This is a genomic window from Edwardsiella sp. A.80236 (assembly GCF_044540725.1).
Classification (GTDB): Bacteria; Pseudomonadota; Gammaproteobacteria; order Enterobacterales; family Enterobacteriaceae; genus Edwardsiella; species Edwardsiella tarda.
This window is the reverse complement of the sequence record NZ_JBIUCY010000004.1, coordinates 169,518-195,688: the sequence shown is the minus strand read 5'-3', so window position 1 is coordinate 195,688 and position 26,171 is coordinate 169,518. Positions and strand designations below refer to the sequence as shown.

Below are 26,171 nucleotides of genomic sequence, written 5' to 3'. Positions count from 1 at the left end.
ACCATTTCGCAGCAGCCGCCTGATCGGCGCAGAGCGACAGCCTACCTCTGACTGCCGCCAATCTTTGCAACAGAGCCTCCGTCGCCATGCTCACCTCGCTTTGGTGCACACGAGTATTGAGCATAGTCGAGATTGGTGCAGATCACTTCTGATATTGAACTGTCAGGAGCTGGCTGCACAACAGCCATTACGCCCAATCAACTGGTGCAGTCGTCTTCTGAAAATGACAATTGAACTAATTGTTAGGAACTAGTTTAAACAGACTGATGGGGGTTTCAATGTTCATACGGGCGTATTTACGTGCATCGACAGAGGAACAGGATGCTGAGCGGGCACGACAGCTGTTGATTGACTTTGCTGCTGAGCATAGCCATCAGATTGCCAGTTTCTACGTGGAGAATGAGTCGGGGGCGACGCTGGACAGGCCTGAACTTATGCGGCTGATTCGCGATGCTACAGATTGTGACATTGTACTGGTAGAGCAGATTGACCGTCTGGCCCGTCTCAATCAGACGGATTGGCAAACATTGAAGCAATTACTGGCGCAGAAAAAGCTCTCCATCGTTTCCCCGGAGCTTCCGACTTCTTGGGTGGCGTTACAAGGGGACAGCCGCTCTGAGTTCACCAGCGCCATCTTGCAGGCTGTAAATGGCATGCTGCTGGATATGCTCGCAGCAGTCGCTCGCAAAGACTATGAAGATCGCCGACGCAGGCAACTGCAAGGCATTGCCAAGGCCAGGGATGAGGGGAAATATCGCGGTCGCCAGAAAGATGAAAAGAAGCGTCAGCACATCGCACAGTTGTTGAGCACCGGACACAGCTACTCGGTGATTCAGGAGATGTTGGGTTGCTCCCGTCATCTGATTTCGTGCGTGGCAAAAGATATTCGTTCTGCAAAATAGCGGATCATTTATCTGAAGCATCCATACGACGCTTTTCGATATACAGCCATGCGGCAAAGGCTCCAAAGCCTATCAGAAATGAAAACAGGAGGAGCAGGATGACGATGCTGTTCATAGTGATGACCTCATGTGTTGCGGATTAGGCATGCAATCAGATGATCGTGTGACAAAACTCTATATCACCATGGACTCAACTCAGGAAAAAATCAATAACCAACTGAAATGATTGGGTTTTGTTCTTTCGTAACAAACATGGTTGTGAATTGCTACCAATAAATAGACATCATCCCTGATGTGACATGTTCGCGGTGGTTGCTCGCTAAGATTATGATGACCGGCGTCGTATAGAAAAGGCTAAATCAGAGGGAAAATACAGTGGGCGCCAGCCTGACCTTAAGCGACATCAGTATATAGCTAGCCTATTGAAGGCCGGCCATAGCTACACTGACATTCAAGATATGTTGGAGTGTTCGCAGCACCTGATTGCTACCATCTAAAAGAATATCAGCAGCACAGAGCAGTAATTCCACGACTTTCTGCCGTATAGCTTTCTTGATTACGGCAATTCAACGTCATCACACCAATAAACCGTTCTCATTAACTTTAAAAAATTGCGTTTCAACTGTAAGCGTCGTCTCAGCACCGTCTGGCAGATCCTGATATTCCTGAGAGGATAGTGGACACCAAATATGGTGGACGCTATCCATGAAATCATTAACCGCAGTGCGTAAAAAAAGCCCTAATTATCCCGTTGAGTTCAAAATCAAAATGGTTGAACTCTCGCATCGACCAGAGATCTCCGTAGCGCAACTCGCTCGTGAGCATGGGATCAACGATAATTTGCTGTTCAAGTGGCGCCAGTACTGGCGCGAAGGAAAACTACGTCCTCCTTCAACAATAGAAAACAACGTGCCTGAGCTGCTCCCGATAACACTTGATGCCGAAGATGTTGTCCCTGCAACCTCCCCCCGGTCACAACCTGTAGCTGCTGCGGCACCTGAATCACTCAATATCAGCTGTGAAGTGACGTTCCGGCACGGATCACTCCGTCTGAATGGTGCCATCAGCGAAAATATCCTGAACCTGCTGATACGGGAGCTCAAACGTTGATCCCATTACCATCAGGGACAAAGATCTGGCTGGTCGCTGGCATCACCGATATGAGAAACGGCTTCAACGGCCTGGCGGCAAAGGTGCAGACGACGCTGAAAGACGATCCGATGTCAGGTCACGTTTTTATCTTCCGTGGGCGTAATGGCAGTCAGGTAAAGCTCCTCTGGTCTACCGGCGATGGACTGTGTCTGCTGACCAAACGGCTGGAGCGCGGCCGCTTCGCCTGGCCGTCAGCCCGGGATGGCAAAGTGTTCCTCACACCGGCACAGCTGGCGATGCTCCTTGAAGGTATCGACTGGCGGCAGCCTAAAAGACTGCTTACGTCACTGACTATGTTGTAGGCCTCTTTATCCTGGTCGACGCTGAATGAGCCAGGTAATATACCCGGTATGAACAGCTTACTTCCTGACAATATCGATGAACTGAAACGTCTCCTTGCCGAACAGGAGGCGCTGAACCGTGCCCTTCTGGAAAAGCTGAACGAGCGTGAACGCGAAATAGATCACCTGCAGGCGCAACTGGATAAGCTGCGCCGGATGAACTTCGGCAGCCGCTCCGAAAAAGTCTCCCGCCGTATCGCGCAGATGGAAGCCGACCTTAAGCAGTTGCAGAAAGAAAGCGATACCCTTACCGGCCGGGTGGATGACCCGGCCGTGCAGCGCCCGCTGCGGCAGACCCGTACCCGCAAACCGTTCCCTGAATCACTTCCCCGTGACGAAAAACGGCTGCTGCCGGCAGCGTCATGCTGCCCGGAATGTGGTGGTACGCTGAGTTACCTGGGTGAAGATGCCGCCGAACAGCTGGAGCTGATGCGCAGCGCCTTCCGGGTTATCCGGACAGTACGTGAAAAGCATGCCTGTACTCAGTGCGATGCCATCGTGCAGGCCCCCGCGCCTTCACGGCCCATCGAGCGGGGTATCGCAGGACCGGGGCTGCTGGCCCGCGTGCTGAGTTCAAAGTATGCAGAGCACACCCCGCTGTACCGCCAGTCTGAAATATACGGCCGCCAGGGTGTGGAGCTGAGCCGCTCACTGCTGTCGGGCTGGATGGATGCGTGTTGCCGGCTACTGTCACCGCTGGAAGGGGCGCTTCAGGACTATGTGCTGACTGACGGTAAGCTCCATGCTGATGACACGCCTGTCCCGGTGCTGTTGCCAGGTAATAAGAAAACGAAGACCGGGCGGTTATGGACCTACGTTCGTGACGACCGTAACGCCGGGTCAGAGCTGGCGCCGGCAGTGTGGTTCGCTTACAGCCCGGACAGAAAAGGTATCCACCCGCAGAGCCATCTCGCTGGCTTCAGCGGTGTTCTGCAGGCGGATGCGTACGCCGGGTTCAACGAACTGTACCGCAATGGACAGATAACGGAAGCTGCCTGCTGGGCTCATGCCCGCCGCAAGATCCACGATGTGCACGTTCGCACCCCGTCAGCGCTGACGGAGGAAGCCCTGAAACGGATCGGTGAGTTATATGCCATCGAGGCGGAAATAAGGGGGATGCCGGCGAAGCGACGCCTTGCAGAACGTCAGCAAAAAGCTAAACCGCGGCTGAAATCCCTGGAAAGCTGGCTGCGTGAAAAGGTGAAAACGCTGTCGCGACACTCAGAACTGGCGAAAGCGTTCACGTACGTACTGAACCAGTGGCCGGCGCTGGCTTACTATACTGACGACGGCTGGGCCGAGGCAGATAACAACATAGCTGAGAATGCGCTACGGATGGTCAGCCTGGGCCGCAAAAACTACCTGTTCTTCGGTTCGGATCATGGAGGAGAGCGGGGAGCGCTGCTGTACAGCCTGATCGGGACATGCAAACTGAACGGAGTGGAGCCAGAAAGCTACCTCCGTTATGTCCTTGACGTCATTGCTGACTGGCCGATAAACCGGGTCAGCGAGCTACTCCCCTGGCGCGTAGCACTGCCAACTGAATAACACATCCCCGTCAATACGGTTCTCGCTGCACGCTTACTTTCAACTCAAATAAGTTGAGAAAAAACACAATCATGGTAGGGTTTCATCAGTGATGACTTATAGTATTTATGGTTAAAAAACAACCAAAACTCAATGTGTTGCGTTTAAGTTTTGAATGCAATAAACGCAAATGTGATGAATACGACCGTGGGAATATCATGATCCGCTGCCACTTAGCTCGTTTAATGGGCGAACACAAAATGCGCATTAGCGATGTTATGCGTGAAACGGGCCTCAGCCGTACCACTATCACACTCCTTTACAAGGAAACCGCGTTAAAAGTGGACCTAGATGCATTAGACAAGCTATGTGATTTATTTAATTGCAACATCCATGAATTACTAGAAAAATCGCCTGCGGTTTCCGTAGGAAACGAGTAAACAATGACCTTAATTGACATCAAAGATCTCGAAGCACACCTTTGGCATGCAGCCCACATTATTACTGGGCCTATCGACGCATCTGACTACAAAACCTACATCTTCCCCATCTTATTCTTCAAACGTATCTGTGATGTATACGACGAAGAGTTTATCGAGGCCATGGAGCAAATCGGTGATGCAGAGCTGGCCAAGGGGGATATGTTCCATCGAATCCAAATTCCACCAGCATGCCACTGGAAAGATGTTTTTGCTGAAACCAAAGATATTGGGCAAGCACTGAAAGACTCATTTCGTGGAATTGAGCTAGCTAATCCTAAGCTTCATGGCATCTTTGGTGATGCTAGCTGGACTAATAAAGAACGCCTGTCAGATGAACTCTTAGCTACTTTGCTCAACCATTTCAACCAGAAAAATCTTGGTGTAGCGTCTGTTCGCGATGATGATATGGGCCGCGCCTACGAATACCTGATTAAACGCTTTGCAGACAAAGCCAATAAAAAAGCCGGTGAGTTCTATACCCCTCGCACCATTGTACGCTTGATGGTCAATATCCTTGATCCGCAAGCAGGTGAAAGTGTGTACGATCCCGCCTGCGGTACTGGCGGTATGCTGCTAGAAACTATTCATCACGTAAAAGAAAATGGTGGCGATCCACGCCTGCTCAAAATCAAAGGCCAGGAAAAGAACCTGACCACTGAAGCCATTGCCCGCATGAACCTTTTCCTACATGGCCAAGAGGATTTCGATATCGTCCGAGGGGACACTTTGCGCGAGCCTAAGTTTTTGGTCAGTGATCGCCTAGAGACCTTCGATTGTGTTATCGCTAACCCGCCATTTAGTTTAAAAGAGTGGGGATACGACAACTGGAGTGCTGATCCTTATGGCAGAGCGCAATATGGTTTAGCTCCTAGAACCAACGGTGATTTTGCTTGGGTGCAACATATGTTTGCCTCCTTGAACGATCATGGCCGCATGGCGGTGGTATTGCCTCATGGAGTCCTGTTCCGTGGCGGTGCTGAGGGCACAATCCGTACCAAACTTCTACAGGAAAACCGCATCGAAGCCATTATTGGTGTAGCATCAAACCTCTTTTATGGCACCAGCATTCCAGCCAGCATTCTCGTGCTGCGAAAGTCACGTCCGGAGCACCATAAAGATCATGTGTTGATCATTAATGCTGAAGAAATCTTCACCAAAGGCCGTGCACAAAACACTCTGACCAACGAGCAAGCCGATGAGATCTATGGCATCTACCAAAGCCAGGTTAAACAGGGTCCCAGTTCAGAAAACATAAAAGGGGCAGCCGAAATTGAAGGCGTTGCTCGTTGGGTGCCGATCAGTGAAATCGAAGAAAACGACTTTAACCTGAACATTGCACGCTATGTGCAAAAGCCACTGGAAGAAGAAACTATCTCGGTAGAAGACGCCTTAAAGGATTTTCAGCAAAAGCTCTCGGCATTGGAACAAGCCGAAAACGAACTGGAAGCCCTGCTAATCAAAGAGGGTTTTGAAATATGAAAAAAGCAGACTTAGAAAACCTACTCTGGGGCGCGGCCGAGTTTTTACGTGGCCAAATCGACGCCTCAGACTACAAGCAGTACATCTTTCCACTACTGTTTTACAAGCGTCTATCGGATGTGTATTTGGAAGAATACACCGAAGCCTTGGAGAACTATGAAGGCGATACCGAATACGCCGCCATGCCCATGTTCCACCGTTTTGATATCCCACAGGAAGCCCGTTGGGAAAAAGTACGCCACACCAGTAAAAACATTGGTGAGGCCATTCAAAATGCGCTGCGCCTTATTGAGGCCAAAAACCCGCGCTTACATGGCGTGTTTGGCGATGCCCAATGGACCAATAAAGAGCGCCTGCCCGATCACCTGCTGTCTGATCTGATTGAGCACTTCAGTAAAATTCCGCTGGGGATTAAATCGGTCGCTCAGGATGATCTGGGTGAGGCTTACGAATACCTGATCAAAAAATTCGCCGACGACTCCGGCCACACCGCTGCCGAGTTTTATACCAACCGTACCGTGGTGCATTTAATGACGCGCATCATGGGTTTAAAACCCGGCGAAACGGCTTACGATCCTACTTGCGGTACCGGCGGTATGTTGCTTAACGCAGTAATGGACCTGCGCACCCACGGTGAAGAATGGCGGTCAGTGCATCTCTATGGCCAAGAGGTAAACCTGCTCACTTCGGCCATTGCTCGAATGAACATGTTCCTGCACGACATTGAAGAATTCGATGTGCTGCGTGGCGATACCCTGGCCGAACCTAAGTTTATTGAGAACGACCAGCTCAAACAGTTTGATGTGATATTCGCTAACCCGCCTTACTCCATCAAAAAATGGAACCGCGATAAGTTTGCCGCCGACCCTTATGGCCGCAACCTCTACGGGGTGCCACCGCAAGGCTGCGCCGATTATGCGTTTTATACTCATATTATTAAAAGCCTAAAACCGGATACAGGTCGCGCCGCTATGCTCTGGCCTCACGGTGTTTTGTTCCGTGATTTCGAGCAAAGCATTCGCAAACAAGTGATTGAGTCCGACATTATCGAAGCGGTGATTGGCCTTGGACCAAACCTGTTTTATAACTCGCCGATGGAATCCTGCGTGGTGGTGCTCAACTGCAATAAGCCCGCTGAGTGCAAAAACAAGGTGTTGTTTATTAATGGCGTGGAACATGTTACCCGCGAGCGCGCTCACAGCCGATTATCGGATGAGGACTTATCCGTGCTCTGCGAGGCTTACTTCACGCCAGAAAAGCAGAGCGACATTACTGCGTTGGTGGATGTTGAGATCATCAAAGAAAACCTCTACAACCTGTCGATTCCGCTTTATGTGCAGGCACAAAATAATGGTGAGGTGCACGATATGGAACATGCCATCGAAGCATGGAAAGTTAGCCGGGTGCAATTAAAAAAGCAGACCAATAAATTATTTAAAAGTCTTGCTGAGCTGGGGTTTGAGGCTGAAGTTAGCAAGGTGGAGCAGTAAATGACAGAACAACAATTACCCGAAGGCTGGCAAATAGTGAAGTTTGGCGATATAGCCAAACATATTTCCAAGCGTGTCGAGCCCAGTGAAACTGACCTTGAAATCTATGTCGGGCTGGAACATTTGGACCCAGACAGCTTGAAAATTAAACGTCACGGTGTGCCCAGTGACGTAGAAGGCCAAAAACTTTTGGTGAAGAAAGGGCAAATCATTTTTGGCAAGCGTCGTGCCTATCAGCGCAAAGTCGCAGTGGCAGACTGGGATTGTATTTGTTCGGCACATGCCATGGTGCTTGAAGCGAACCCTAAACATGTCATACCTGAGTTTTTGCCATTTTTTATGCAGTCCGATGTTTTTATGAATCGGGCAGTGGCTATTTCAGAGGGCTCACTATCTCCTACGATCAAATGGAAGGTTTTAGCTGAACAAAAATTTTTATTCCCGAACTTAGAGCAGCAGCCAAGACTGTTAACGTTATTAAAAAGAGCGGAAAGAGCACTGAGATCATCAGAATCTATAGTCAAACAACTTTTAGAAACCAAGACAGCTACAGCATACTCCCTAATGCTTGAAGGAAATTGGTACAGAGAATTATTTGGTCAAGATCGGGCTTCTATACCTGAAGGATGGAAGTTGTTAACTGTGGGCGATGTTCTCAATGATACTCAATATGGGCTGTCGGACTCTCTGGAGGCTCATGGTAGTTACCCAGTACTTAGAATGATGAATATTACTAATGGTTACGTAGACCCTAACGATTTGAAGTATCTCGACTGGCCCAAGGAAGAGGCAGACAAGTATATTCTAAATTATGGCGATATTGTCTTTAATAGAACTAACAGTATGGAATGGGTAGGAAGGACAGGAATATTTGAACTGGATGGAGACTATCTGTTTGCTTCATATTTAATCCGTTTGGTGGCAAATGAAAAGAAGCTTACTCCTTATTATTTAACTCAGTACTTAAACCTTCCCTTAATTCAATACCGGCTAAAGGCTTATGCTACACCTGGTGTTAGCCAAGTAAATATCAACCCAGGCAGTTTAAAAAGTTTGCCTATATTGGTCCCGCCATTAAAGAGGGTGAAAGAAATTGAGAAAGTGCTTCGCGAGTTTGACAATGAGTTGAATGTAGCCAAGAAACATCATCAGAGAATGCTTCAGTTCATGGAAAGTATCAAATCAAAATATTTTGAACAGGTAGCTTAATGTTTAACGAACAAACCGTCACAGAAAATGGAATTATCGACCGTTTAAAGGGGTTAAGCGGTGTAAATTGGACTTACAGCCACGGTGAGAGCCTGCCTAAGCAAGCGCAGGATATCTTCGTCGATGAGTGGCTCAAAGACGCCTTGTGTTCGTTAAACCCTGATATCGCCAAGCAACCGGATTACGCCGATGAAGTGATTTACAAACTGCGTGGTGTGGTGTTGGAAGCGCGCCATACCGGCCTGGTAAAAGCCAATGAGAATTTTCATGAATGGTTAATGGCCGAAAAAACCTTACCCTTTGGTGAGAATGGCGACCATATCACCATTAACCTGATTGATTTTGACAATATCAGCAACAACCGCTTTGTGGTGTCACAACAGGTGCACTATATCGCGGCCACCGAAGTCTATTTTGATATTGTGCTCTATGTAAACGGTATTCCCTTGGTAGTGGGCGAAGTGAAAACCGCTACCCGCCCGAGTGTAACCTGGCAAGACGGCGCCGCCGATTTTATGGGCGGCAAAAAGCACTACTGGAAGAACGTTGAACCCTACTTTGTGCCCAACCTGCTCTGTTTTGCCAGTGAAGGCAAAACCTTTGCTTATGGCGCCATCAATGCCCGGGTAAAAGATTGGGGCCCTTGGCACAATACCGACCTGCGCGATGACATTTTGCCCGGACTGGCATCGGTGCTGGATAGCTGCGAGGGCTTGTTAAACCCGCAAACCCTATTGCAGTTGCTTGAATCGTTCGCGCTGTTTTCAACGGTTAAAACCGGTAAGAACACGCCACCCAAGCGCATTAAAATTCTGCCGCGTTACCCGCAGTTTGAAGCGGCCAAACAAATTGTAGAGCGTGTGCGCAAAGGCTATCCGAAAAAAGGCCTGATCTGGCACTTCCAAGGCTCGGGGAAGTCGTTATTGATGCTCTACGCTGCCAAAATGCTGCGTGGTGACAATCAACTTAAAAACCCTACTGTACTGATTGTGGTAGACCGCCGCGACCTGGACAACCAGATCAACGAGACATTTGGCGGTGCGGACGTTAAAAACCTTATCAAGGTACAAAGCTGTAAAAAGCTTGGCCAACATATTGAACAAGACAGCCGCGGCATTTTAATTACCACAATATTTAAGTTTAAAGATGTCGAAATAGACGATGGTAATCCCAACGGCCTTAACAACCGCGACAACATCATTGTGCTGGTAGATGAAGCCCACCGTACGCAAGAAGGGGGGTTGGGCGAGAAAATGCGCTGGGCGCTCCCTAATGCACACTTCTATGGATTAACCGGTACACCGATTTCGGGCATTGACCGCAACACCTTCAAGCTATTTGGCGCAGAGGAAGATCCCGGTCGCTATATGAATCGCTATAGCTATAAACAATCAATTCGCGATGGTGCCACCAACCCAGTGAAGTTTGAGCCACGTTTGGCTGAGTTACGAGTAGACCGCGAGTCCATCAACCAAGAATTTGAGCAGCTCGCCAAAGACAATAATCTCGACGACGAAGAAAAGACTGCACTATCAAAACGCGCAGGCAAGTTAGCTATTATGCTCAAGGCACCTAAACGCATGGCTGCGGTAAGTCATGATATAGCCGAGCACTTTGCTAACCACGTTAAACCCAAAAAGATGAAAGGCATGGTGGTGGTGTACGACCGTGATACCTGCGTGCAGATGTACTACTTGCTGGGTGAAAAGCTCGGTTTTGATGCTGTTGAAGTGGTGATGAATGTCGACCAGGCACCAGTAAAAGCCGAACAAGGTGGTAAAAAAGACAAGCTAAATAAAGACTGGCTCAGATGGCATGACGATTTAGCATTACCAATTAAACAAACGGATTTTGAACGCTGGCAACAGATTGATGCTGAAGACCAAATTCAGAAAGACTTAATCGAAGGCTTTAAAGACCCTAAACACCCATTACAACTGATCATCGTGACAGCTAAGCTACTCACCGGATTTGACGCACCAATCTGCTACTGCATGTACCTTGATAAACCGCTGCGCGATCACACACTGTTGCAAGCCATGTGCCGCACCAACCGTTTGTACGAGACTGACGAAGTGCGCAAAGATATGGGACTGATCATCGACTATCTCGGCGTATTTGAAAATCTACGTACAGCACTGGCCTACAACCCGGAAGAGATTGATGGTGTAATAGAAGGCATAGAGGCCTTTAAAGAATTATTACCCGCCCAGTTAGATAAGTGTTTGTCCTTCTTCCCCAATGTGGACCGCACCTTAGAAGGCTTCGAAGGCATCATGGCGGCGCAAGAGTGCCTGCCGACCAATGAAAAGCGCGATGAATTTGCCGCGAGCTTTGGCGTACTAGCCAAGCTTTGGTCGGCCATTAACCCAGACACCTTCTTAGCCCCGTATCGCAAAGACTATAAATGGCTGGCACAGATTTATGAATCCGTGCGCCCAGTCGGCCAAACTGGTGCTTTAGTGTGGGCTGCCCTTGGCCCTGAAACCATCAAGATGATCCACGAGCATACCGATATCAACCGCATCCGCGATGATATCGACGAGCTAATCATGGATGAGCACTCACTTTTTACTCTCACGGAAAAAGAACAAGAGAAGCGAGCTAAACGTCTTGAAATCGATTTGATGGGGCGCTTACGTGGTAGTGGTGATCCTAAGTTTATCAAATTGGGTGAGCGTCTCGAAAAACTTCGAGACGAATATGAGGCCGGAGTAATCAAAGCCATCGAGTGGTTAAAAGGCCTGTTAGATGCAGCCAAAGACACAGTCCAAGCCGAGCGCGAAGCCGGTGAACACATAGTGACTGAAGAAGACAATAAACAAGCTCTGACCAAACTCTTTTTAGAAACCCGACCAGAAACGACCCCTAAGCTTATTGGCGATGTGGTTGAGCAAATAGACAAAATCGTCAATGCCACCCGTTTCGATGGTTGGCAAAACTCTAATAGTGGACCTAGAGAGATCCAAAAAGCACTGCTGCTGACATTGGCTCAGTTTGGCTTGGGCAAAGATAAGGAGCTGTTTCAAAAGGCTTATGGGTATATAGAAGAGCATTATTGATGACAGTTTGCACCGAGTGAAAAACGACAAGGAGAGTTACGATGCTAAAGAGAATTCAGCACATTAAAAAGCTTGGTGTGTTCGATGATTTTAGTTGGGATAGTGAAGTTAAAAACAAGGGAGGCTCCGTTCAAAACTTTGTTGATATCAACATCATCTATGGGCGCAATTATTCCGGTAAGACTACACTGTCGCGTATTATTCGTGCTCTAGAGACTCGCTCTTTATCAGATAAATATGGCACGCCTTCGTTTCAACTAAAATTTGCTGACAACTCAGATGTAACTCTCGCGGCCTTATCTACCCACGACAAGAACATTCGCGTTTTCAATGAAGACTTTATTAGAGATAACCTTAGGTTTATCACTAATCCTGATGACAGCATTGAGCCATTTGCCATTTTAGGTGATGACAATAATAAGATCGAAAAAGAGATTGAAGCTCTTGAGGCTGAACTCGGTTCTAGTATGGAAGGGCAAGAAACCGGTTTTTTTTCCGACAAAAAGCAGGCTGAAGTTGCATATAGCAATGCCTTTACCGCTCATAAGAAATTGAACGATAGCCTAGAAAAACAACTGAGCGATAAAGCAACCAATAAAGACATTGGCATTAAATATAAGTCTGAACGTTTTGGTGACCAAAATTACACTATTAAAAAATTACAAGCCGATATCACGACAGTAAGCGCTCCAGGTTTTCAGCTGTTAACATCAGAGCAAGTAAGCGAGCATGAAAAGCTGATTGATGAAAAGGTTTTGCCTGCTATACCGAATTTTTCGCCGCCTAAGCTAAGTTTTTTGAGCTTGGCACAACAAGTTGAAGCTCTGGTAACTAAGCCGATCAGTGAGTCTGACAAAATTCAGGCGTTAGTCAAAGATGCAGTGCTTAACCGCTGGGTCAATGAAGGTCGTATTCACCATCGAAACAAGCATGAAAAGTGTGCATTTTGCGACAATGAAATTTCGGCTGAGCGATGGGCTGAGCTTGATAAGCACTTTGATGAAGAATCTGAGCGATTAGAAAATTCTATTGATGCGTTGCTTGCTAAGATAGAAACCGAGAACCAAACAGTTCATGCTGCACTCACCATTGATCAATCTGCTTTTTATTCCAAGTTTCACTCACAACTAACTGCTTTGGATTCAAGATTAAAAGCTGCAACCAAAGACTATCAGCTTGCTTTAGGTAAACTAGCCAAGCAACTGACGGCAAGAAAAATTGACATTCTAAACGCTAAAAAATATGAAGGTGCCGCTAATTGCGCCGAAGCACTAACGAAAATCTGGCAGGAATATAGTGAACTGTGCGCGCAATCAGAGTTATTTAGCAGCTCATTAGCCAGCGAAAAAAACAACGCCAAAGCCGACTTGCGACTGAATGAAGTCGCTGATTATTTGCTTACGATTGATTACCAAACACAGCTCAATTCAATTGAAACCTTACAGCAAAAAAGAGACGAGGCTCAACAAGCGCAGGCGACTATCAATGCGAATATTACAAAAAAACAAGCACAAATTATGGCTAAGAAACGTGAATTGAATGACGAAGAAAAGGGGGCTAAAAAGGTAAATGAGTACCTGAATAATTTTTTCGGTCATCAATTTTTAACGTTGGAGGCAAAAAAAGATGAAGAGCCAACGCAAGACGCAAAACGTATTCGGTTTGAAGTGATCCGTGACGGTAAGAAAGCTTATCACCTAAGCGAGGGTGAGTGCAGCTTGCTAGCATTCTGCTACTTTTTGGCCAAGTTGGATGATGTCGCAACCAAAGACTCAAAACCCATTATTTGGATTGATGATCCTATCTCGTCGCTCGATGGTAATCATATTTTCTTTATTTATAGCTTGTTGAATGCGGAAGTGGTAGAGAAGGGGAAGTTTGCACAACTTTTTGTTTCAACACACAACCTTGATTTCTTGAAGTATCTGAGAATGCTGAATGGAAAGTATATCGACCCAGCAGGAGCTGGAAAGTTGAAAAGCTACCAGAAAGATTTCTTTGTTGTGATTAGGCAAGGTAAATTTTCTACAATTCAGTCTATGCCTGATTACCTAAAAAAATACATCACAGAGTTCAATTATCTTTTCCATCAAATATATAAGTGCGCCAATGTCGAAAGTGTTGATGATGCAAACTTCAACTCGTTTTATAATTTTGCGAATAATGCGCGAAAATTTTTCGAGATTTATCTTTACTATAAATATCCTGATCAAACATCTGATGAAGATAAGCTAAAGCTGTTTTTTGGGGATGAAAAAATCCCAGCGGTGTTAGTCGATAGAATCAATAACGAATTTTCACATTTAAAGGGATGCTTCGAAAGTGGCTCGATACCTATAGATGTACCAGAAATGCAAACTGCCGCCAGACAAATAATTGAACGACTCAAACAAGATAATGACCAATTTTCTTCATTAATGAGAAGTGTTGGTGAGTTCGTCGAGGTATAAACAGCTTGATTTTGAATAGTGATAAAACAGCAATTACCAGTAGTGTACGAGGCTGAACGTATGACAGATAACATCCCCCAAGCCCCTCAAGGCGAGTTTGTTCTTTTTACCAGTGCTGATGGTCAAACTCGCGTCGAATGCCGATTTGAATCTGAAACGTTGTGGCTTTCTCAGGCTGCAATGGCTGAGCTTTATGACAAGGATGTCCGTACAATTAATGAGCACCTAATCAATATCTACAACGAGGGTGAGCTTGTACAAATCGCAACCATCCGGAAATTCCGGATAGTTCGATTGGAGGGTACTCGCCAAGTATCTCGTGAGATTGACCACTACAATCTTGATGCAATTCTGTCTGTTGGTTACAGGGTTCGTTCGCAACGAGGTACACAGTTCCGCCAATGGGCAACGCGAATCCTGAAAGAATATCTGATCAAGGGATTTACCATGGATGACGAGCGCCTCAAAAATCCGCCCGTTGGTCATTCTGCTGTGCCAGACTACTTTGATGAAATGCTGGAACGCATTCGTGATATCCGCGCCAGTGAGCGTCGCGTTTATCTTCGAGTTAAAGAAATCTTTACCATGGCTGCCGATTACGAGCCATCGAACCAAGAGACCAACCGCTTCTTCCAAATAATCCAGAACAAGCTGCATTATGCTTGTACACATATGACTGCTGCTGAGCTGATTGCTAGCCGTGTGGATGCTAGTAAGCCTGATATGGGGCTAACAAGCTATAAAGGCGATGAAGTGCGTAAAACCGATGTCACTATCGCCAAAAACTATCTGCGCGAAGACGAAATCAAAGAACTCAATCGGATCGTCAATATGTGGCTCGACTTTGCCGAAGATCAAGCGATACGCCGCAAGCAGGTATTCCTACAGGACTGGGCTGATAAGCTTGACCAGTTTTTAAGTTTTAATGATCGGGACGTATTAAGTGGAGCAGGGAAAATATCCAAGAAAGATGCTAATGACAAAGCGAAATTGGAGTTTGACCGATTTGCAAAACAGCGCCGTCGTTTAAAAGAAGCTGAAGGCGCACGGGCTAATATTGCAGCACTCAAGGCTATGCTCAAAAAAAATAAATAGTCGCTACAGTACAGCCCTGAGCTCGAAGGATAATTTGGCTGTACTGTAAGATCATAACTATAAAGGATTATCTATCTTAAAATCGTCGATTTCTCCGGCCATCTTGTAAAGGTTGTCATGGTTCCAACGGCACAGTTGTCTAATCCGTATCAGATTAGCATTAGCTCTACGGATGATGGCAAAAGCGTCCTCAACAACCTCAATCACAGGTTTTTCCCAATCTTGCGCTAGCGAAAAGGTTGATCGTAGATAGCGATGTTGGTCGCCACGAGACAAGTAATGGCTGATGACGTTATAGCCCTCAGTTCCCTTTTTGCGCGTGAATTCGTTATAGAACCAATACATTTCAAATTTTCGATCGCGAAGTCGCACTCTACAGCCGTAATGTCCGGGGTAGCCTGGCGTATTTTTCCCGCGGTGAGCCTTGTTGTGCTGCCAATACAATTCAGCAACCTGGCGAGCTATGTAGTAATAGCGCAATTGTTCTAGCTCGGTAGACTTGTGTATGTAATTTAGATACTGCTGCGATGTAGAGCGGGTGAAAAGTATTGCCTCGTCGTGATCTATCTTCTTGTCATCGCTTGAAACAAAAGCATTCCAAGCAGCAATTTGTTTTTCCAAAGTCGTAAATGGATTCGAAGTGTCAGTCATAGAATGATCCTCTGTGTCGTGAATACAGAGTCAGTCTATTATCGAGTGACCTAATTCATCGCCTCTCTTCGAGCCTTTTTTGGGCACTCAGGTCTTTTGTTGTAACGATATTGGTTAATAGACCCGACCAATTCCTTTCCAATAATTATCTGATGGGGGACCTAGGCAGGTTGATTCCATGCAAGCTTTATCGTCAATAAAAGACCTGAGCTAAACGATTCCATTTTTAATGGGGGACCTAGCTTTAAGTGATGTAAATCGCTAGGTCTCTAAATTTTCACATGTGAAAGTTTTTCTCTGGGTATTAACAGATGCACAAATTGATACGGTAGTGTTGGGAAACTCATTGGTGGCTAGGCTTTTCGTACTCACAAGGCTGTGTTTTAAGGTGAAATTAAATAAATTTCATTAAATATCAGTTGGTTGTGTTTTTTTTGCTGAAATATCCCAAAAAGGGCAATTACAGAGGCCGGCTTAATAACTGATTTGTAGGATGATGCTGCATGAAGATTCAATACTTTTCAGGAGGCATCGTGAACCAAGTTCCTTCCACTACTAACGAAAGATTACTCACATACCAAGAGGTGTGTGCTCTCACCCAAATATCACCGGCGACACTGCGGCGTTATGTTCAAAGTGGCAAATTCCCATCACCAATCAAACTCAATGCCCATGGCCGCTCAGTTCGCTTTCGATATAGTGAGGTGTTGGCTTGGATGCAATGTTTGTAGGTGTCGTTATGCAGTTTGAACTACGTGACACAGGCTTATTTCATCTTCGAGCTAATGAGATGCGGAAACTATCTGATCCTATCCGTGTTCTTTCAAGAGTACGCAGCGATGACCGAGTCCGGAGTAATGGTGTGCTGTGCGAGTGGCTAAATTTGGATGGTTGTTCCATCCAAGAGGTATTTTTGATGAAGATATTGAATGGTAGCCAGTCCATGTTAATTCGAGAGCGGTTATTAGACAGTGGTTTTTGGATAGAGCCGGGTATCGATACGTGGAAACTGATCCAACAATATTTAGTTCAAGAATCGCGAAAAGCGAGTACTGCAACCTTAGTGGAAAGGACGGGTTGGTATCGTGAGGTATTTGTCACGCCAAGTTGGATTTCTGGTAGGTGTGATGAGCCATATCAATATCTGTCTCCACGTATTACACCAAATTTTCAGCAGCAGGGATCTTTGGAGGATTGGCAACAAGAAGTAGGGCGTTTTTGTCGTGGCAACCCATATTTAATTTTCTCCATTGGTTGTGCCCTTGCCGCACCACTGTTAAAACCCGCTGGTTTGGAGAATGGCGGTATTCATATTGTTTCTAATTCTGCTGATGGTAAAACCGCAACTATCCAAGTGTGTGCAAGTGTCTGTGGTGCTCCTGACTTCATGAAAAGTTGGATTGGCACTGCCAATGGAATTGCTGCTGTAGCGAGTGAACATAACGATCTAGTTTTACCGCTTGATGAAATTGGCATGGCCAAAGCTGAAGACATTGATACCTGTTTGTATCAGATTTTTAATGGCGCAGGAAAATTGCGGGCAGATAAAACCGGCAAGCTTGCTGAATCTGAGCATTGGCGTGTGCTGGTATTAAGTACCGGTGAAAAGTGGCTCGCTGAGATATTTGAAAGTTTGGGGCGTAGTCCGATGGCGGGGCAAGAAGTTCGTTTGATTGAACTTCCGGTAATTGGCCTGCATGGGGTCCTAAATGATCTTCACAGCTTTTCCACACCCCAAAAGGCCATTGATCATCTGAAGTCTGCAAGTGCGAGAACGTACGGATCATTGCTAAGATCATTCATGGAATTGATCACTACTGATGTGGAGGATCTTAATCAATACGTGCCGAAGGAATTGCAACGCATTGTCGATAGCTGGCTGCTGCCGAATTCATCCTCACAGGTGCAGCGAGTCACTCGACGTTTTGCTGTGATTTTAGTGGCCTTACAGCTCGCTTCACGTAACTTTTTGGTTAATTGGAGTGAGTTAGAATCCGAACAAGCGGTGTACAGCTTGTATCGGATTTGGTTGGGAAGCCGCGGTCATTTAATGAATCTTGAGGAGTATCGCTTACTGCAAAAGATTGGCGGTGTTCTCGCTAAGTGGGAGAAACGACTTGCTAAAGAAGGCGATGTATCTCGACCAACAAGCATTGGGTATCGACGGTTTATCGATGGTGAGGAACTTTGGCTCATACACAAAGATGAATTTTTGAAAGGTTTAAATTTGCCAACTCATTATATGCGTGATGTTGAGCTGCTCTTCCGTCGTCAATGTCTTGAAAGTAATGAACGCAGCCGTGGTACCTATAAGCTAAAGATGAACGGTCGCTACTATCGTTTTTTTGCCCTTTGGCCTGACAGGGTGAGGCAAGCAATGTTGAAGATGGAGCAAGTCGATGATGAATAATTCAAATATCCCATTTTCCCATATTTCCCTGTTCGGTTTTGGGTCAAAGGAGTATCCAGATGACTGAAAAAGAGATGCTTCAGCGCATGCTGATTGATATGTCATTGCTTAAAAAACTGATTACCGAACATGTCAAAAACGAGCAACGTCCTGACACAACAAAGGAAATCCTCACCGTTGAAGAATGTACTGAGCTAACGGGGCTAAAGAAAAGCACTTTGTACCGGTTGACCCATGAACGCAAGATCCCATTTTTCAAACCTAATGGTAATCGGGTTTTCTTCAGGCGAGCTGATATCTTGGCTTGGTTGCAGAGTAATCGTGTGGCTTCTTCTGATGAGATTGATAGGACCGCAGCAGATCATCTAGTTGCTAACCGAAAATTGTATGGCCGTAGATACTAGGTCTTAATGTGTGTGAGAATATGCTTTTAAAAACAAAGTATTAGCTAGTTAGCATACAGTCAACATGTCTATTAAACATACTCCAACAGGTGTTGTACACCTCGGAAAATCACATGTGATAAGAATGGTAGTAAAAGCTAACGATCTTATGTGGTGGATGAAGGGCACTGTCGAGGTGCCCTTTTCTTGGTAAAGATGTAGTCGTAATAATGTTCTTAGTCAGATGACTCATCGAAGATATCTGGAAAGGTTCGCATGGCCTCTGTGCGGCGGGTTTCCAAAATATCTGCGTAGATTTCTGTCGTTCTGAGCTCGCTGTGACCAAGCAATCTGGAAAGGGAGTAGATGTCCAGGCCACGGGCCAGTTGGTTTACAGCAAAGGTGTGTCGACCAGCATGAAAGGTCACGTGTTTGGTTATCCCAGCACGCATTGCCCACTGTACTAGCGCTACGTTGTTGTAACTATCGTAACGTAAGCCCTTAAAAACCCGTTCTGTAGGTTTTCCTTTGTTCTCCAAGTTGAGTAGGCGTACAGCAGAATCCGGTAAGTCGAGATATTGCAGGCCAGTACCCGAGTTTTTGAGCTTTTTTTGGGAAAAGATGATTCGGTAGTGGCCTTGAGCAAACAGTTCAATTTCACCCCACACTAGTTTATGAATGTCTGACCAGCGTAGTCCTGTCGTGCAGGAGAACAGAAATGCTCTCCGTAGCACATCGTAACGGCATTCTGCCTTGGCAAGGGCCTTTACCTCATCCAGGGTGAGATAAGTGCGCTGTGTCCTTTCTGCTTTGATAGATTTGACTTGTTCAACGGGGTTATCTTTGATGATGCGGTCTCGTTGCGCTTGGTTGAGCGCTGCCCGGATTTTATTGAAGTAGCTACAGGCGGTATTTCTGGAGAGGCCGGTATCTGATTTGGTTATTGCCTCATGCTGTAGGTAATGGCGGAACCCTTCCAAAAAGTATCTATCTACCTGTTCAAAAGTGAGTTCTGCATGGCGGTGATAACGGCGGATATGGATGCCCGCAGAAACCCAAATTGAGTAGTTGGATTTGCTACCAGATGCTTTACTCGCTGTAATTTGATCGAAGTAGTCAAAGAAGCTGGCATTAAGTTTGGTTCGGTCATCTAGGCCATGTTTGGCAGATTCTGTTTCCAGTAGGCGCTTGGCACGAATGGCTTCGGCTTTTTGCAATGAGGTTTTGTTGTGCTCGCGTTCAATTGCGTTTTTGGGCTTGGCGTAGAGGAATAGGTTTAACGTCTCGTATGAGCGCTTCTGAACTCTTGAGCCGTTTTCCGAGGTCTTGGAACCATAGTAGTAAACAAGCCTAATAGATCGCAGGCCATTCTTATCTGGATCTCTTTTATGTATGCTGATTTTCATAGGTTTTTCTCATCTTGTGCGCCATATGTGCGCCAGAATTTATCTGTGGCGCACACATGGCGCAAGAATCGACAAAACCCTTCAAATCGCTTCCCACCAAGTAAAACAAAATCATTTTAAAATCATAATGTTGTTTTGATTTGGTTTGATGCGTTTTACTCTTTTACTTCCCGATGCAGAAGCTGGTGAAGATGCGTCCCAATAGATCGTCGGAGGTAAACTCGCCGGTGATCTCACTGAGGGATTGTTGGGCTAGGCGTAACTCTTCCGCGAGCAGCTCGCCGGCCATGGCACCGAGTAACTGATCTTTACCCTGTTGGAGATGGATAGCAGCCTGCTCCAGCGCTTGTAGGTGGCGGCGACGGGCCAGAAATCCCCCCTCAAGATGAGTCTCAAAGCCCATGCTTTGCTTCAAGTGATCGCGTAGCACATCGATACCCGCCCCGGTACGGGCCGACAGACGCACCAGCGTGTGGCCGTGACTTGTACTGATCCCTAACGGTTCGCCGGTCACGTCGGCCTTATTGCGCACCACGGTGATCGGCAGGCTAGCTGGCAGGCGCGCGATGAAATCGGGCCAGATAGTGGCGGGATCGGTAGCGTCGGTGGTGGTACCGTCGACCATAAACAGCACTCGATCGGCCTGCTCGATCTCTTGCCAGGCACGTTCGATACCGATGCGCTCCACCTCGTCGCTGGCCTCCCGTAAGCCGGCGGTATCGATGATATGCAACGGCATACCGTCAATGTGGATGTGTTCACGCAGGACATCACGGGTGGTACCGGCAATATCGGTAACGATGGCGGCCTCTCGCCCCGCCAGGGCGTTGAGTAGGCTGGATTTCCCGGCGTTGGGCCGCCCGGCGATCACCACCTTCATACCTTCGCGTAGCAGACTTCCCTGACGCGCCTCGGCGCGAACATCGGCCAGTTCATGCATCACCGCATTGAGCTGCGCCTCGATCTTACCGTCGGAGAGGAAGTCGATCTCCTCATCGGGAAAGTCGATGGCGGCCTCGACGTAGATCCGCAGGTGAGTCAGCGACTCGACCAGTTGGTTCACGCGTGCCGAAAAGACCCCTTGTAACGAGTTGACCGCCGAACGCGCCGCTTGCTCAGAGCTGGCATCGATCAGATCGGCGATCGCCTCAGCCTGCGCCAGATCCATCTTATCATTCAGGAAAGCGCGTTCGGAGAACTCGCCTGGGCGAGCGATACGCAACCCAGGCAGCTGTAAGATACGCTTCAACAGCAGATCGAGGATCACCGGGCCGCCGTGGCCTTGTAGCTCCAGCACATCTTCACCGGTGAAGGAATTCGGCCCGGGAAAATAGAGGGCGATCCCCTGATCCAGCAACGTCCCGTCCTGGTCGCGAAACGGTAAGTAGTCGGCGTAGCGCGGCTTAGGCAGTTTACCCAGGAGTGCTTGGGCTACGGCCTGAGCCTGTGGGCCGGAGACGCGCAGGATCCCTACGCCGCCGCGTCCCGGAGCGGTAGCCTGGGCGACGATGGTGTCGGATGGAGTGATCATATTCTCTCTCTTTTGGCGTTGAGTGCATGCCCGAGATGGCGAGCACGAAAACAAGAAAAAAGGGGCGGTCATCCGACCGCCCCCCTGGTACCTCATGCGTTAGCGCGGGTTATTTCTTATCCCGGCTGTGCAGACCGCGTTTTTCCAAACCGCGGTAGATCAGCTGCTGCTGGATGATGGTTACCAGGTTGCTGACGATATAGTACAGCACCAGACCGGACGGGAACCACAGGAAGAAGACAGTAAAGATAACCGGCATAAAGGTCATGATCTTCTGCTGCATCGGATCGGTGACGGTGGTCGGTGACATCTTCTGGATGAAGAACATGGTCACGCCCATCAGGATCGGTAGGATGTAGTACGGGTCCGGCGCGGCCAAGTCATGGATCCACAGGGCAAACGGCGCCTGACGCAGCTCGACAGAGCCCATCAGCATGTAGTACAGAGCCAGGAAGATTGGCATCTGGATCAGCAGCGGGAAGCAGCCGCCCAGCGGGTTAACCTTCTCTGCCTTATACAGCGCCATCATCTCTTGGCTCATGCGCTGTTTGTCGTCACCGATACGCTCACGCATCGCCTGCAACTTGGGTTGCAGCATACGCATCTTGGCCATCGAGGTGTACTGCGCCTTGGTCAGCGGGTACATGATGCCACGTACGATGAAGGTGATGATGATGATCGCGAAGCCCCAGTTACCGACGAAGCTGTGGATCAGCTGCAGCAGTTTGAACAGCGGCTGAGAGATAAACCACAGCCAACCGTAATCCACCGTTAAATCGAGGTGTGGAGCCACGGCAGCCATGTCGCTTTGCAGTTCAGGGCCGACCCACAGGGTGGTGCTGAGAACCTGTTCGGTGTTCGGTGCAACGCTGACAGACGGTGCCTTGTAACCGATAGCCGCCTGGCCATTGCCTAGGTTAGCGGTATAGAAGGTATTCACGCCGCTGTCATGTGGGATCCACGCGGTGGCGAAGTACTGTTGCAGCATGGCGACCCAGCCGCCTTTAGTCTGCACGTTCAGGTTCTTGTCTTCGATATCGCTGAAGCTGTACTTCTGATACTTGTCATCGCTGGAGGAGTAGGCCGCGCCGCGGAAGGTGTGCAGCGCAAAGTTGCTGCTACCGGTATCGCGGTGTTTCGGCAGATCGACAGACTGCTTAAGCTGACCGAACAGGGTCAGATCCAGCGCCTCGTGGCTGTCGTTCTTCACCTTGTAGTCAACGGCGATGGCATAGTCATTGCGCTTGAGTACGAAGGTCTTGGTATAGACGACGCCGTTCGGTGCGGTATAAGTCAACGGAATACGTAACTCATCCTGTCCCGGCAGCATCTCATAGCTGGTTTGGTTCGCGTTATACAGCGGGCGCGGACCATTGGCCGGATTGTCCGGGCCACTTTTACCCGTCAGACCGCTCTGAGCCTGATAGATAAACTGTGGTGTGGTTTCCAGCAGTTGGAATGGGGTATTTGAGCCCAGAGTAGCCGGATAGGCCAACAGATCGGCCTGCTCGATGTCACCACCGCGGGTGTTGATGGTCAAAGCCAGTACATCGGTCTTAACCGTAATAAGCTTACCCTGGCCGCTTTCCGGTACTGCTTGGCTAGCGGCGTCGCTGACGCTCTGTCCTGCTGTCTGAGCGACCGGCTGCGGATTGTGGTCCGTCTGCCAGGCCTGCCAGATTAAGAAGGACACGAACAGCAGAGCGACGAGGAATAGATTACGTTGCGAATCCATCTTAATGTTCTCTGTTATTGGTTTTCGGCGGCACGGGATCATCGCCACCTGGGTTCAAAGGGTGGCATTTTAATACGCGTTTCAGTGTCAACCAACTGCCTTTTACCATTCCAAACCTGCGCAATGCCTCAATTCCGTATTGCGAGCAGGTGGGATGGAAGCGACAGTGTGGCCCAAGTAGCGGACTGATGAAACGCTGATAACCTCGTATCAGCGTAATCAGGAGGCGCGAACCTGGCGACAATGGCGACGCCATAATTTTTCCAACATCTCTGTCAGCGCCCGATTATCGAGTTCCTGAACGCCCTTTTTGACGATTACCACAAAGTCCATGGCTGGCAGCGAATGCTGACGCAAGCGGAAACTTTCACGTGTCAGACGCTTGATGCGGTTACGCTCATGAGCGCGTTTGACATGTTTTTTGGCGACAGTAAGACCGATGCGGGGATACCCCAGCGAGTTCATACGGCCGAGAATGGTAAGTTGGGGCGTACCGGCTCGTTGCGGTTGCTGGAAGACGAAATTGAAGTGATTGGGAGTTAACAAACGTAACTCCCTAGGAAAACTTAGCTTAACCACTAATCTGGTCAGCTAAATTAACCGGCTACGGTCAGACGAGCGCGGCCTTTAGCGCGGCGACGGGCAAGAACCTGACGGCCGTTTTTGGTTGCCATACGAGCACGGAAACCGTGGGTACGGTTGCGTTTCAATACGGACGGTTGGAAAGTGCGTTTCATAGCGATTTCTACCTAAACTTTAAATAATTACTGATCAGTAAACGCGTTTGGCTACTCGACGTGAGAACGACCGACGCCTCAATCGCATATATTAAAGAGGCAGGATTGTAATAATTGTACAGTCCTGAGTCAATTGACTTATGCCAAGCAGCTCACCTGAGCTCAGACGGGTAAACCCGCCTCTCACCGTCACACCTAACCTTCCGGAGGGTTGGGATACTGCGTTTCCGGCAACAGAACGCAGGCGTAACGCGTGGGTGGCAAATTATACGGACTCCCTATCAAAGCGCAAGGATCTTAGTGTGATCCTTGTGTCGATCCTCGGATCGGTGCGTCGCCGCGCGACGGTTTCTCTGAAATTCCCTACTTTGTGTCATTACTAACGCTATAGTGGATAGAAAAAGAGATAATCCATCATTGGTTTCGTCAGGGACTGTGGATAAAAAGGATCGATTCTGTGCAGAAGAAGAGGATCTTCTGTGTGGTTTAGGCTATGATCCGCCATCCTGATCGCGATCCCCACTACGGGAAAGCGGTTGTGCGAAAAGTCCGCGCAAGCGGTGACCAGGAAGTGGTCAAGTTGTGGGTAACCTGTTTATGATCCCCGCCTCCCTGTTGGGATCCGGACGCATTGCGTGTCGCGGGTTATCGACTGCACTTCCGGTAATGAAAAAACTCTGAGTATCCTAATCATTTCTTATTTATCTTTGTTCGAGTGGAGTCCGCCGTGTCACTTTCGCTTTGGCAGCAGTGTCTTGCCCGATTGCAGGATGAGTTACCTGCCACAGAATTCAGCATGTGGATCCGTCCTCTTCAGGCGGAGCTCAGTGACAACACGCTGGCGCTGTATGCGCCCAACCGCTTTGTTCTCGATTGGGTTCGTGATAAATATTTAAATAATATCAATGGACTACTCAACGACTTTTGCGGTGCGGACGCTCCTGTTTTACGTTTCGAGGTCGGCAGCAAGCCAGCGGCGCCGAGCGTAGTGAACCATCACGTGGGTAATGGCGCCAGTCCGGCACCCACCAGCGTACGGGCCACTAGCCCGACTCGCCCGAGCTGGGAGCGCGTGGCAGCGCAGCCTGAGCTCTCTTACCGCTCGAATGTGAATCCAAAGCACACCTTCGATAACTTCGTCGAGGGTAAGTCTAACCAATTGGCGCGCGCGGCGGCGCGTCAGGTGGCGGATAACCCAGGCGGGGCTTACAACCCACTGTTCTTGTATGGCGGCACCGGTTTAGGTAAGACTCACCTGTTACACGCTGTGGGCAATGGCATCATGGCGCGTAAGCCCAATGCTAAGGTGGTCTACATGCATTCCGAGCGCTTCGTACAGGATATGGTGAAAGCGTTGCAGAACAACGCGATCGAAGAGTTTAAGCGTTACTACCGCTCCGTCGACGCATTATTGATTGATGATATTCAGTTTTTCGCCAACAAAGAGCGTTCGCAGGAGGAGTTTTTCCATACCTTCAACGCGCTGCTGGAAGGCAATCAACAGATCATCTTGACCTCCGACCGCTATCCTAAAGAGATTAATGGGGTCGAGGATCGTCTGAAATCCCGCTTCGGCTGGGGATTGACGGTCGCCATCGAGCCACCGGAGTTGGAGACGCGCGTCGCCATCTTGATGAAGAAGGCCGACGAGAACGACATCCGCTTGCCGGGTGAGGTGGCGTTCTTCATTGCCAAACGTCTGCGTTCCAATGTGCGTGAGTTGGAGGGTGCACTGAACCGCGTGATTGCTAATGCTAACTTCACAGGACGCGCGATCACCATCGATTTTGTGCGTGAGGCGCTGCGAGATCTGCTAGCACTGCAAGAAAAACTGGTCACCATCGATAACATTCAGAAGACGGTGGCGGAGTATTACAAAATTAAAGTGGCGGATCTGCTTTCCAAGCGCCGTTCCCGCTCGGTCGCGCGTCCACGTCAAATGGCGATGGCCTTGGCCAAGGAGTTGACCAACCACAGTCTGCCGGAGATCGGGGATGCCTTTGGTGGCCGTGACCATACCACGGTACTGCATGCCTGCCGTAAGATCGAGCAACTGCGGGAAGAGAGCCACGACATCAAAGAAGATTTTTCAAATCTAATCAGAACGTTGTCATCCTAATTACCTAACA

22 protein-coding genes are annotated in these 26,171 nt (G+C 48.3%); 15 read left to right on the top strand and 7 right to left on the bottom strand.

The window, feature by feature from the left end:
- Positions 1-278 precede the first annotated feature (278 nt).
- The 11 genes from ACEQFP_RS06055 to ACEQFP_RS06005 all read left to right on the top strand — a co-directional run bounded on the left by ACEQFP_RS06055 (position 279) and on the right by ACEQFP_RS06005 (position 15,189).
- A complete protein-coding gene (locus tag ACEQFP_RS06055; RefSeq protein ID WP_265845197.1) occupies positions 279-902 on the top strand; it encodes a recombinase family protein in 624 nt (207 codons plus the stop codon).
- 705 nt (positions 903-1,607) lie between these two features.
- Positions 1,608-2,012: an IS66-like element accessory protein TnpA gene (tnpA, locus tag ACEQFP_RS06050; RefSeq protein WP_023290559.1), complete on the top strand. Its 405-nt coding sequence runs from the start codon at positions 1,608-1,610 to the stop codon at positions 2,010-2,012.
- Positions 2,009-2,356, top strand: a complete 348-nt coding sequence (gene tnpB, locus ACEQFP_RS06045) for an IS66 family insertion sequence element accessory protein TnpB (protein WP_000612626.1) — start codon at positions 2,009-2,011, stop codon at positions 2,354-2,356. The genes tnpA and tnpB overlap by 4 nt, the downstream gene beginning before the upstream one ends.
- 48 nt (positions 2,357-2,404) lie before the next feature.
- Entirely contained in the window at positions 2,405-3,943 is a 1,539-nt protein-coding gene (locus ACEQFP_RS06040; protein WP_023290558.1) for an IS66-like element ISKpn24 family transposase, read from the top strand.
- Between the two features lie 197 nt (positions 3,944-4,140).
- Positions 4,141-4,362: a helix-turn-helix transcriptional regulator gene (locus ACEQFP_RS06035; protein WP_265845390.1), complete on the top strand. Its 222-nt coding sequence runs from the start codon at positions 4,141-4,143 to the stop codon at positions 4,360-4,362.
- 3 nt (positions 4,363-4,365) lie between these two features.
- Positions 4,366-5,883 (top strand): class I SAM-dependent DNA methyltransferase, encoded by a 1,518-nt coding sequence (locus tag ACEQFP_RS06030; RefSeq protein WP_270818704.1) that lies wholly within the window; start codon positions 4,366-4,368, stop codon positions 5,881-5,883.
- Positions 5,880-7,373, top strand: coding sequence for a class I SAM-dependent DNA methyltransferase (locus tag ACEQFP_RS06025; protein WP_302528789.1), 1,494 nt, complete (start codon positions 5,880-5,882; stop codon positions 7,371-7,373). The genes ACEQFP_RS06030 and ACEQFP_RS06025 overlap by 4 nt, the downstream gene beginning before the upstream one ends.
- Positions 7,374-8,582: a restriction endonuclease subunit S gene (locus ACEQFP_RS06020; protein ID WP_270818457.1), complete on the top strand. Its 1,209-nt coding sequence runs from the start codon at positions 7,374-7,376 to the stop codon at positions 8,580-8,582.
- A complete protein-coding gene (locus ACEQFP_RS06015) occupies positions 8,582-11,644 on the top strand; it encodes a type I restriction endonuclease subunit R (protein ID WP_270818456.1) in 3,063 nt (1,020 codons plus the stop codon). Before ACEQFP_RS06020 ends, ACEQFP_RS06015 begins: the two co-directional genes overlap by 1 nt.
- Positions 11,645-11,685: 41 nt before the next feature.
- Positions 11,686-14,094, top strand: coding sequence for an AAA family ATPase (locus ACEQFP_RS06010; protein ID WP_270818455.1), 2,409 nt, complete (start codon positions 11,686-11,688; stop codon positions 14,092-14,094).
- A gap of 60 nt (positions 14,095-14,154) precedes the next feature.
- Positions 14,155-15,189: a virulence RhuM family protein gene (locus ACEQFP_RS06005; protein WP_265845203.1), complete on the top strand. Its 1,035-nt coding sequence runs from the start codon at positions 14,155-14,157 to the stop codon at positions 15,187-15,189.
- Between the two features lie 57 nt (positions 15,190-15,246).
- On the opposite strand, the gene mobI is transcribed toward ACEQFP_RS06005, so the two are convergent.
- Entirely contained in the window at positions 15,247-15,840 is a 594-nt protein-coding gene (gene mobI, locus ACEQFP_RS06000) for a conjugative transfer protein MobI(A/C) (RefSeq protein WP_270818454.1), read from the bottom strand.
- A gap of 503 nt (positions 15,841-16,343) precedes the next feature.
- Here mobI and ACEQFP_RS05995 point away from each other — a divergent pair.
- Genes ACEQFP_RS05995 through ACEQFP_RS05985 form a run of 3 tightly spaced genes read left to right on the top strand, consistent with a single transcriptional unit; the run spans position 16,344 to position 18,654 of the window.
- Positions 16,344-16,571 (top strand): AlpA family transcriptional regulator, encoded by a 228-nt coding sequence (locus ACEQFP_RS05995; RefSeq protein ID WP_270818453.1) that lies wholly within the window; start codon positions 16,344-16,346, stop codon positions 16,569-16,571.
- A gap of 8 nt (positions 16,572-16,579) precedes the next feature.
- The gene (locus ACEQFP_RS05990) at positions 16,580-18,250 is read left to right on the top strand and encodes a DUF927 domain-containing protein (protein WP_270818452.1); all 1,671 of its coding nucleotides are present in this window, start codon (positions 16,580-16,582) and stop codon (positions 18,248-18,250) included.
- Between the two features lie 59 nt (positions 18,251-18,309).
- The gene (locus ACEQFP_RS05985; protein ID WP_270818451.1) at positions 18,310-18,654 is read left to right on the top strand and encodes an AlpA family transcriptional regulator; all 345 of its coding nucleotides are present in this window, start codon (positions 18,310-18,312) and stop codon (positions 18,652-18,654) included.
- Positions 18,655-18,869: 215 nt separating this feature from the next.
- On the opposite strand, the gene ACEQFP_RS05980 is transcribed toward ACEQFP_RS05985, so the two are convergent.
- The 6 genes from ACEQFP_RS05980 to rpmH all read right to left on the bottom strand — a co-directional run bounded on the left by ACEQFP_RS05980 (position 18,870) and on the right by rpmH (position 24,042).
- Positions 18,870-20,039, bottom strand: a complete 1,170-nt coding sequence (locus ACEQFP_RS05980; protein WP_270818450.1) for a site-specific integrase — start codon at positions 20,037-20,039, stop codon at positions 18,870-18,872.
- 163 nt (positions 20,040-20,202) lie between these two features.
- On the bottom strand, positions 20,203-21,567 hold the full coding sequence (mnmE, locus tag ACEQFP_RS05975) for a tRNA uridine-5-carboxymethylaminomethyl(34) synthesis GTPase MnmE (RefSeq protein ID WP_035595519.1): 1,365 nt from the start codon (positions 21,565-21,567) through the stop codon (positions 20,203-20,205).
- Positions 21,568-21,679: 112 nt separating this feature from the next.
- The gene (yidC, locus tag ACEQFP_RS05970) at positions 21,680-23,305 is read right to left on the bottom strand and encodes a membrane protein insertase YidC (protein WP_005295679.1); all 1,626 of its coding nucleotides are present in this window, start codon (positions 23,303-23,305) and stop codon (positions 21,680-21,682) included.
- A gap of 1 nt (position 23,306) precedes the next feature.
- Entirely contained in the window at positions 23,307-23,561 is a 255-nt protein-coding gene (gene yidD / locus ACEQFP_RS05965) for a membrane protein insertion efficiency factor YidD (protein ID WP_071523913.1), read from the bottom strand.
- On the bottom strand, positions 23,525-23,884 hold the full coding sequence (gene rnpA / locus ACEQFP_RS05960) for a ribonuclease P protein component (RefSeq protein ID WP_005295677.1): 360 nt from the start codon (positions 23,882-23,884) through the stop codon (positions 23,525-23,527). Before rnpA ends, yidD begins: the two co-directional genes overlap by 37 nt.
- Before the next feature lie 17 nt (positions 23,885-23,901).
- Entirely contained in the window at positions 23,902-24,042 is a 141-nt protein-coding gene (gene rpmH / locus ACEQFP_RS05955) for a 50S ribosomal protein L34 (protein ID WP_005291132.1), read from the bottom strand.
- A 727-nt stretch (positions 24,043-24,769) separates the two neighbouring features.
- Here rpmH and dnaA point away from each other — a divergent pair.
- Positions 24,770-26,161: a chromosomal replication initiator protein DnaA gene (dnaA, locus tag ACEQFP_RS05950; protein ID WP_068870257.1), complete on the top strand. Its 1,392-nt coding sequence runs from the start codon at positions 24,770-24,772 to the stop codon at positions 26,159-26,161.
- Positions 26,162-26,171 lie beyond the last annotated feature (10 nt).

What these genes read in the sequence shown, in the direction of transcription:
- ACEQFP_RS05985 (WP_270818451.1), top strand. Translation starts at nt 18,310, where the DNA reads ATGACTGAAAAAGAGATGCTTCAGCGCATGCTGATTGATATGTCATTG.
- tnpA (WP_023290559.1), top strand. Translation starts at nt 1,608, where the DNA reads ATGAAATCATTAACCGCAGTGCGTAAAAAAAGCCCTAATTATCCCGTT.
- ACEQFP_RS05990 (WP_270818452.1), top strand. Translation starts at nt 16,580, where the DNA reads ATGCAGTTTGAACTACGTGACACAGGCTTATTTCATCTTCGAGCTAAT.
- ACEQFP_RS06035 (WP_265845390.1), top strand. Translation starts at nt 4,141, where the DNA reads ATGATCCGCTGCCACTTAGCTCGTTTAATGGGCGAACACAAAATGCGC.
- ACEQFP_RS06040 (WP_023290558.1), top strand. Translation starts at nt 2,405, where the DNA reads ATGAACAGCTTACTTCCTGACAATATCGATGAACTGAAACGTCTCCTT.
- ACEQFP_RS06020 (WP_270818457.1), top strand. Translation starts at nt 7,374, where the DNA reads ATGACAGAACAACAATTACCCGAAGGCTGGCAAATAGTGAAGTTTGGC.
- ACEQFP_RS05995 (WP_270818453.1), top strand. Translation starts at nt 16,344, where the DNA reads ATGAAGATTCAATACTTTTCAGGAGGCATCGTGAACCAAGTTCCTTCC.
- ACEQFP_RS06010 (WP_270818455.1), top strand. Translation starts at nt 11,686, where the DNA reads ATGCTAAAGAGAATTCAGCACATTAAAAAGCTTGGTGTGTTCGATGAT.
- ACEQFP_RS06025 (WP_302528789.1), top strand. Translation starts at nt 5,880, where the DNA reads ATGAAAAAAGCAGACTTAGAAAACCTACTCTGGGGCGCGGCCGAGTTT.
- yidD (WP_071523913.1), bottom strand. Translation starts at nt 23,561, where the DNA reads ATGGCGTCGCCATTGTCGCCAGGTTCGCGCCTCCTGATTACGCTGATA.
- yidC (WP_005295679.1), bottom strand. Translation starts at nt 23,305, where the DNA reads ATGGATTCGCAACGTAATCTATTCCTCGTCGCTCTGCTGTTCGTGTCC.
- ACEQFP_RS06030 (WP_270818704.1), top strand. Translation starts at nt 4,366, where the DNA reads ATGACCTTAATTGACATCAAAGATCTCGAAGCACACCTTTGGCATGCA.
- ACEQFP_RS06015 (WP_270818456.1), top strand. Translation starts at nt 8,582, where the DNA reads ATGTTTAACGAACAAACCGTCACAGAAAATGGAATTATCGACCGTTTA.
- ACEQFP_RS06055 (WP_265845197.1), top strand. Translation starts at nt 279, where the DNA reads ATGTTCATACGGGCGTATTTACGTGCATCGACAGAGGAACAGGATGCT.
- ACEQFP_RS06005 (WP_265845203.1), top strand. Translation starts at nt 14,155, where the DNA reads ATGACAGATAACATCCCCCAAGCCCCTCAAGGCGAGTTTGTTCTTTTT.
- mobI (WP_270818454.1), bottom strand. Translation starts at nt 15,840, where the DNA reads ATGACTGACACTTCGAATCCATTTACGACTTTGGAAAAACAAATTGCT.
- rpmH (WP_005291132.1), bottom strand. Translation starts at nt 24,042, where the DNA reads ATGAAACGCACTTTCCAACCGTCCGTATTGAAACGCAACCGTACCCAC.
- ACEQFP_RS05980 (WP_270818450.1), bottom strand. Translation starts at nt 20,039, where the DNA reads ATGAAAATCAGCATACATAAAAGAGATCCAGATAAGAATGGCCTGCGA.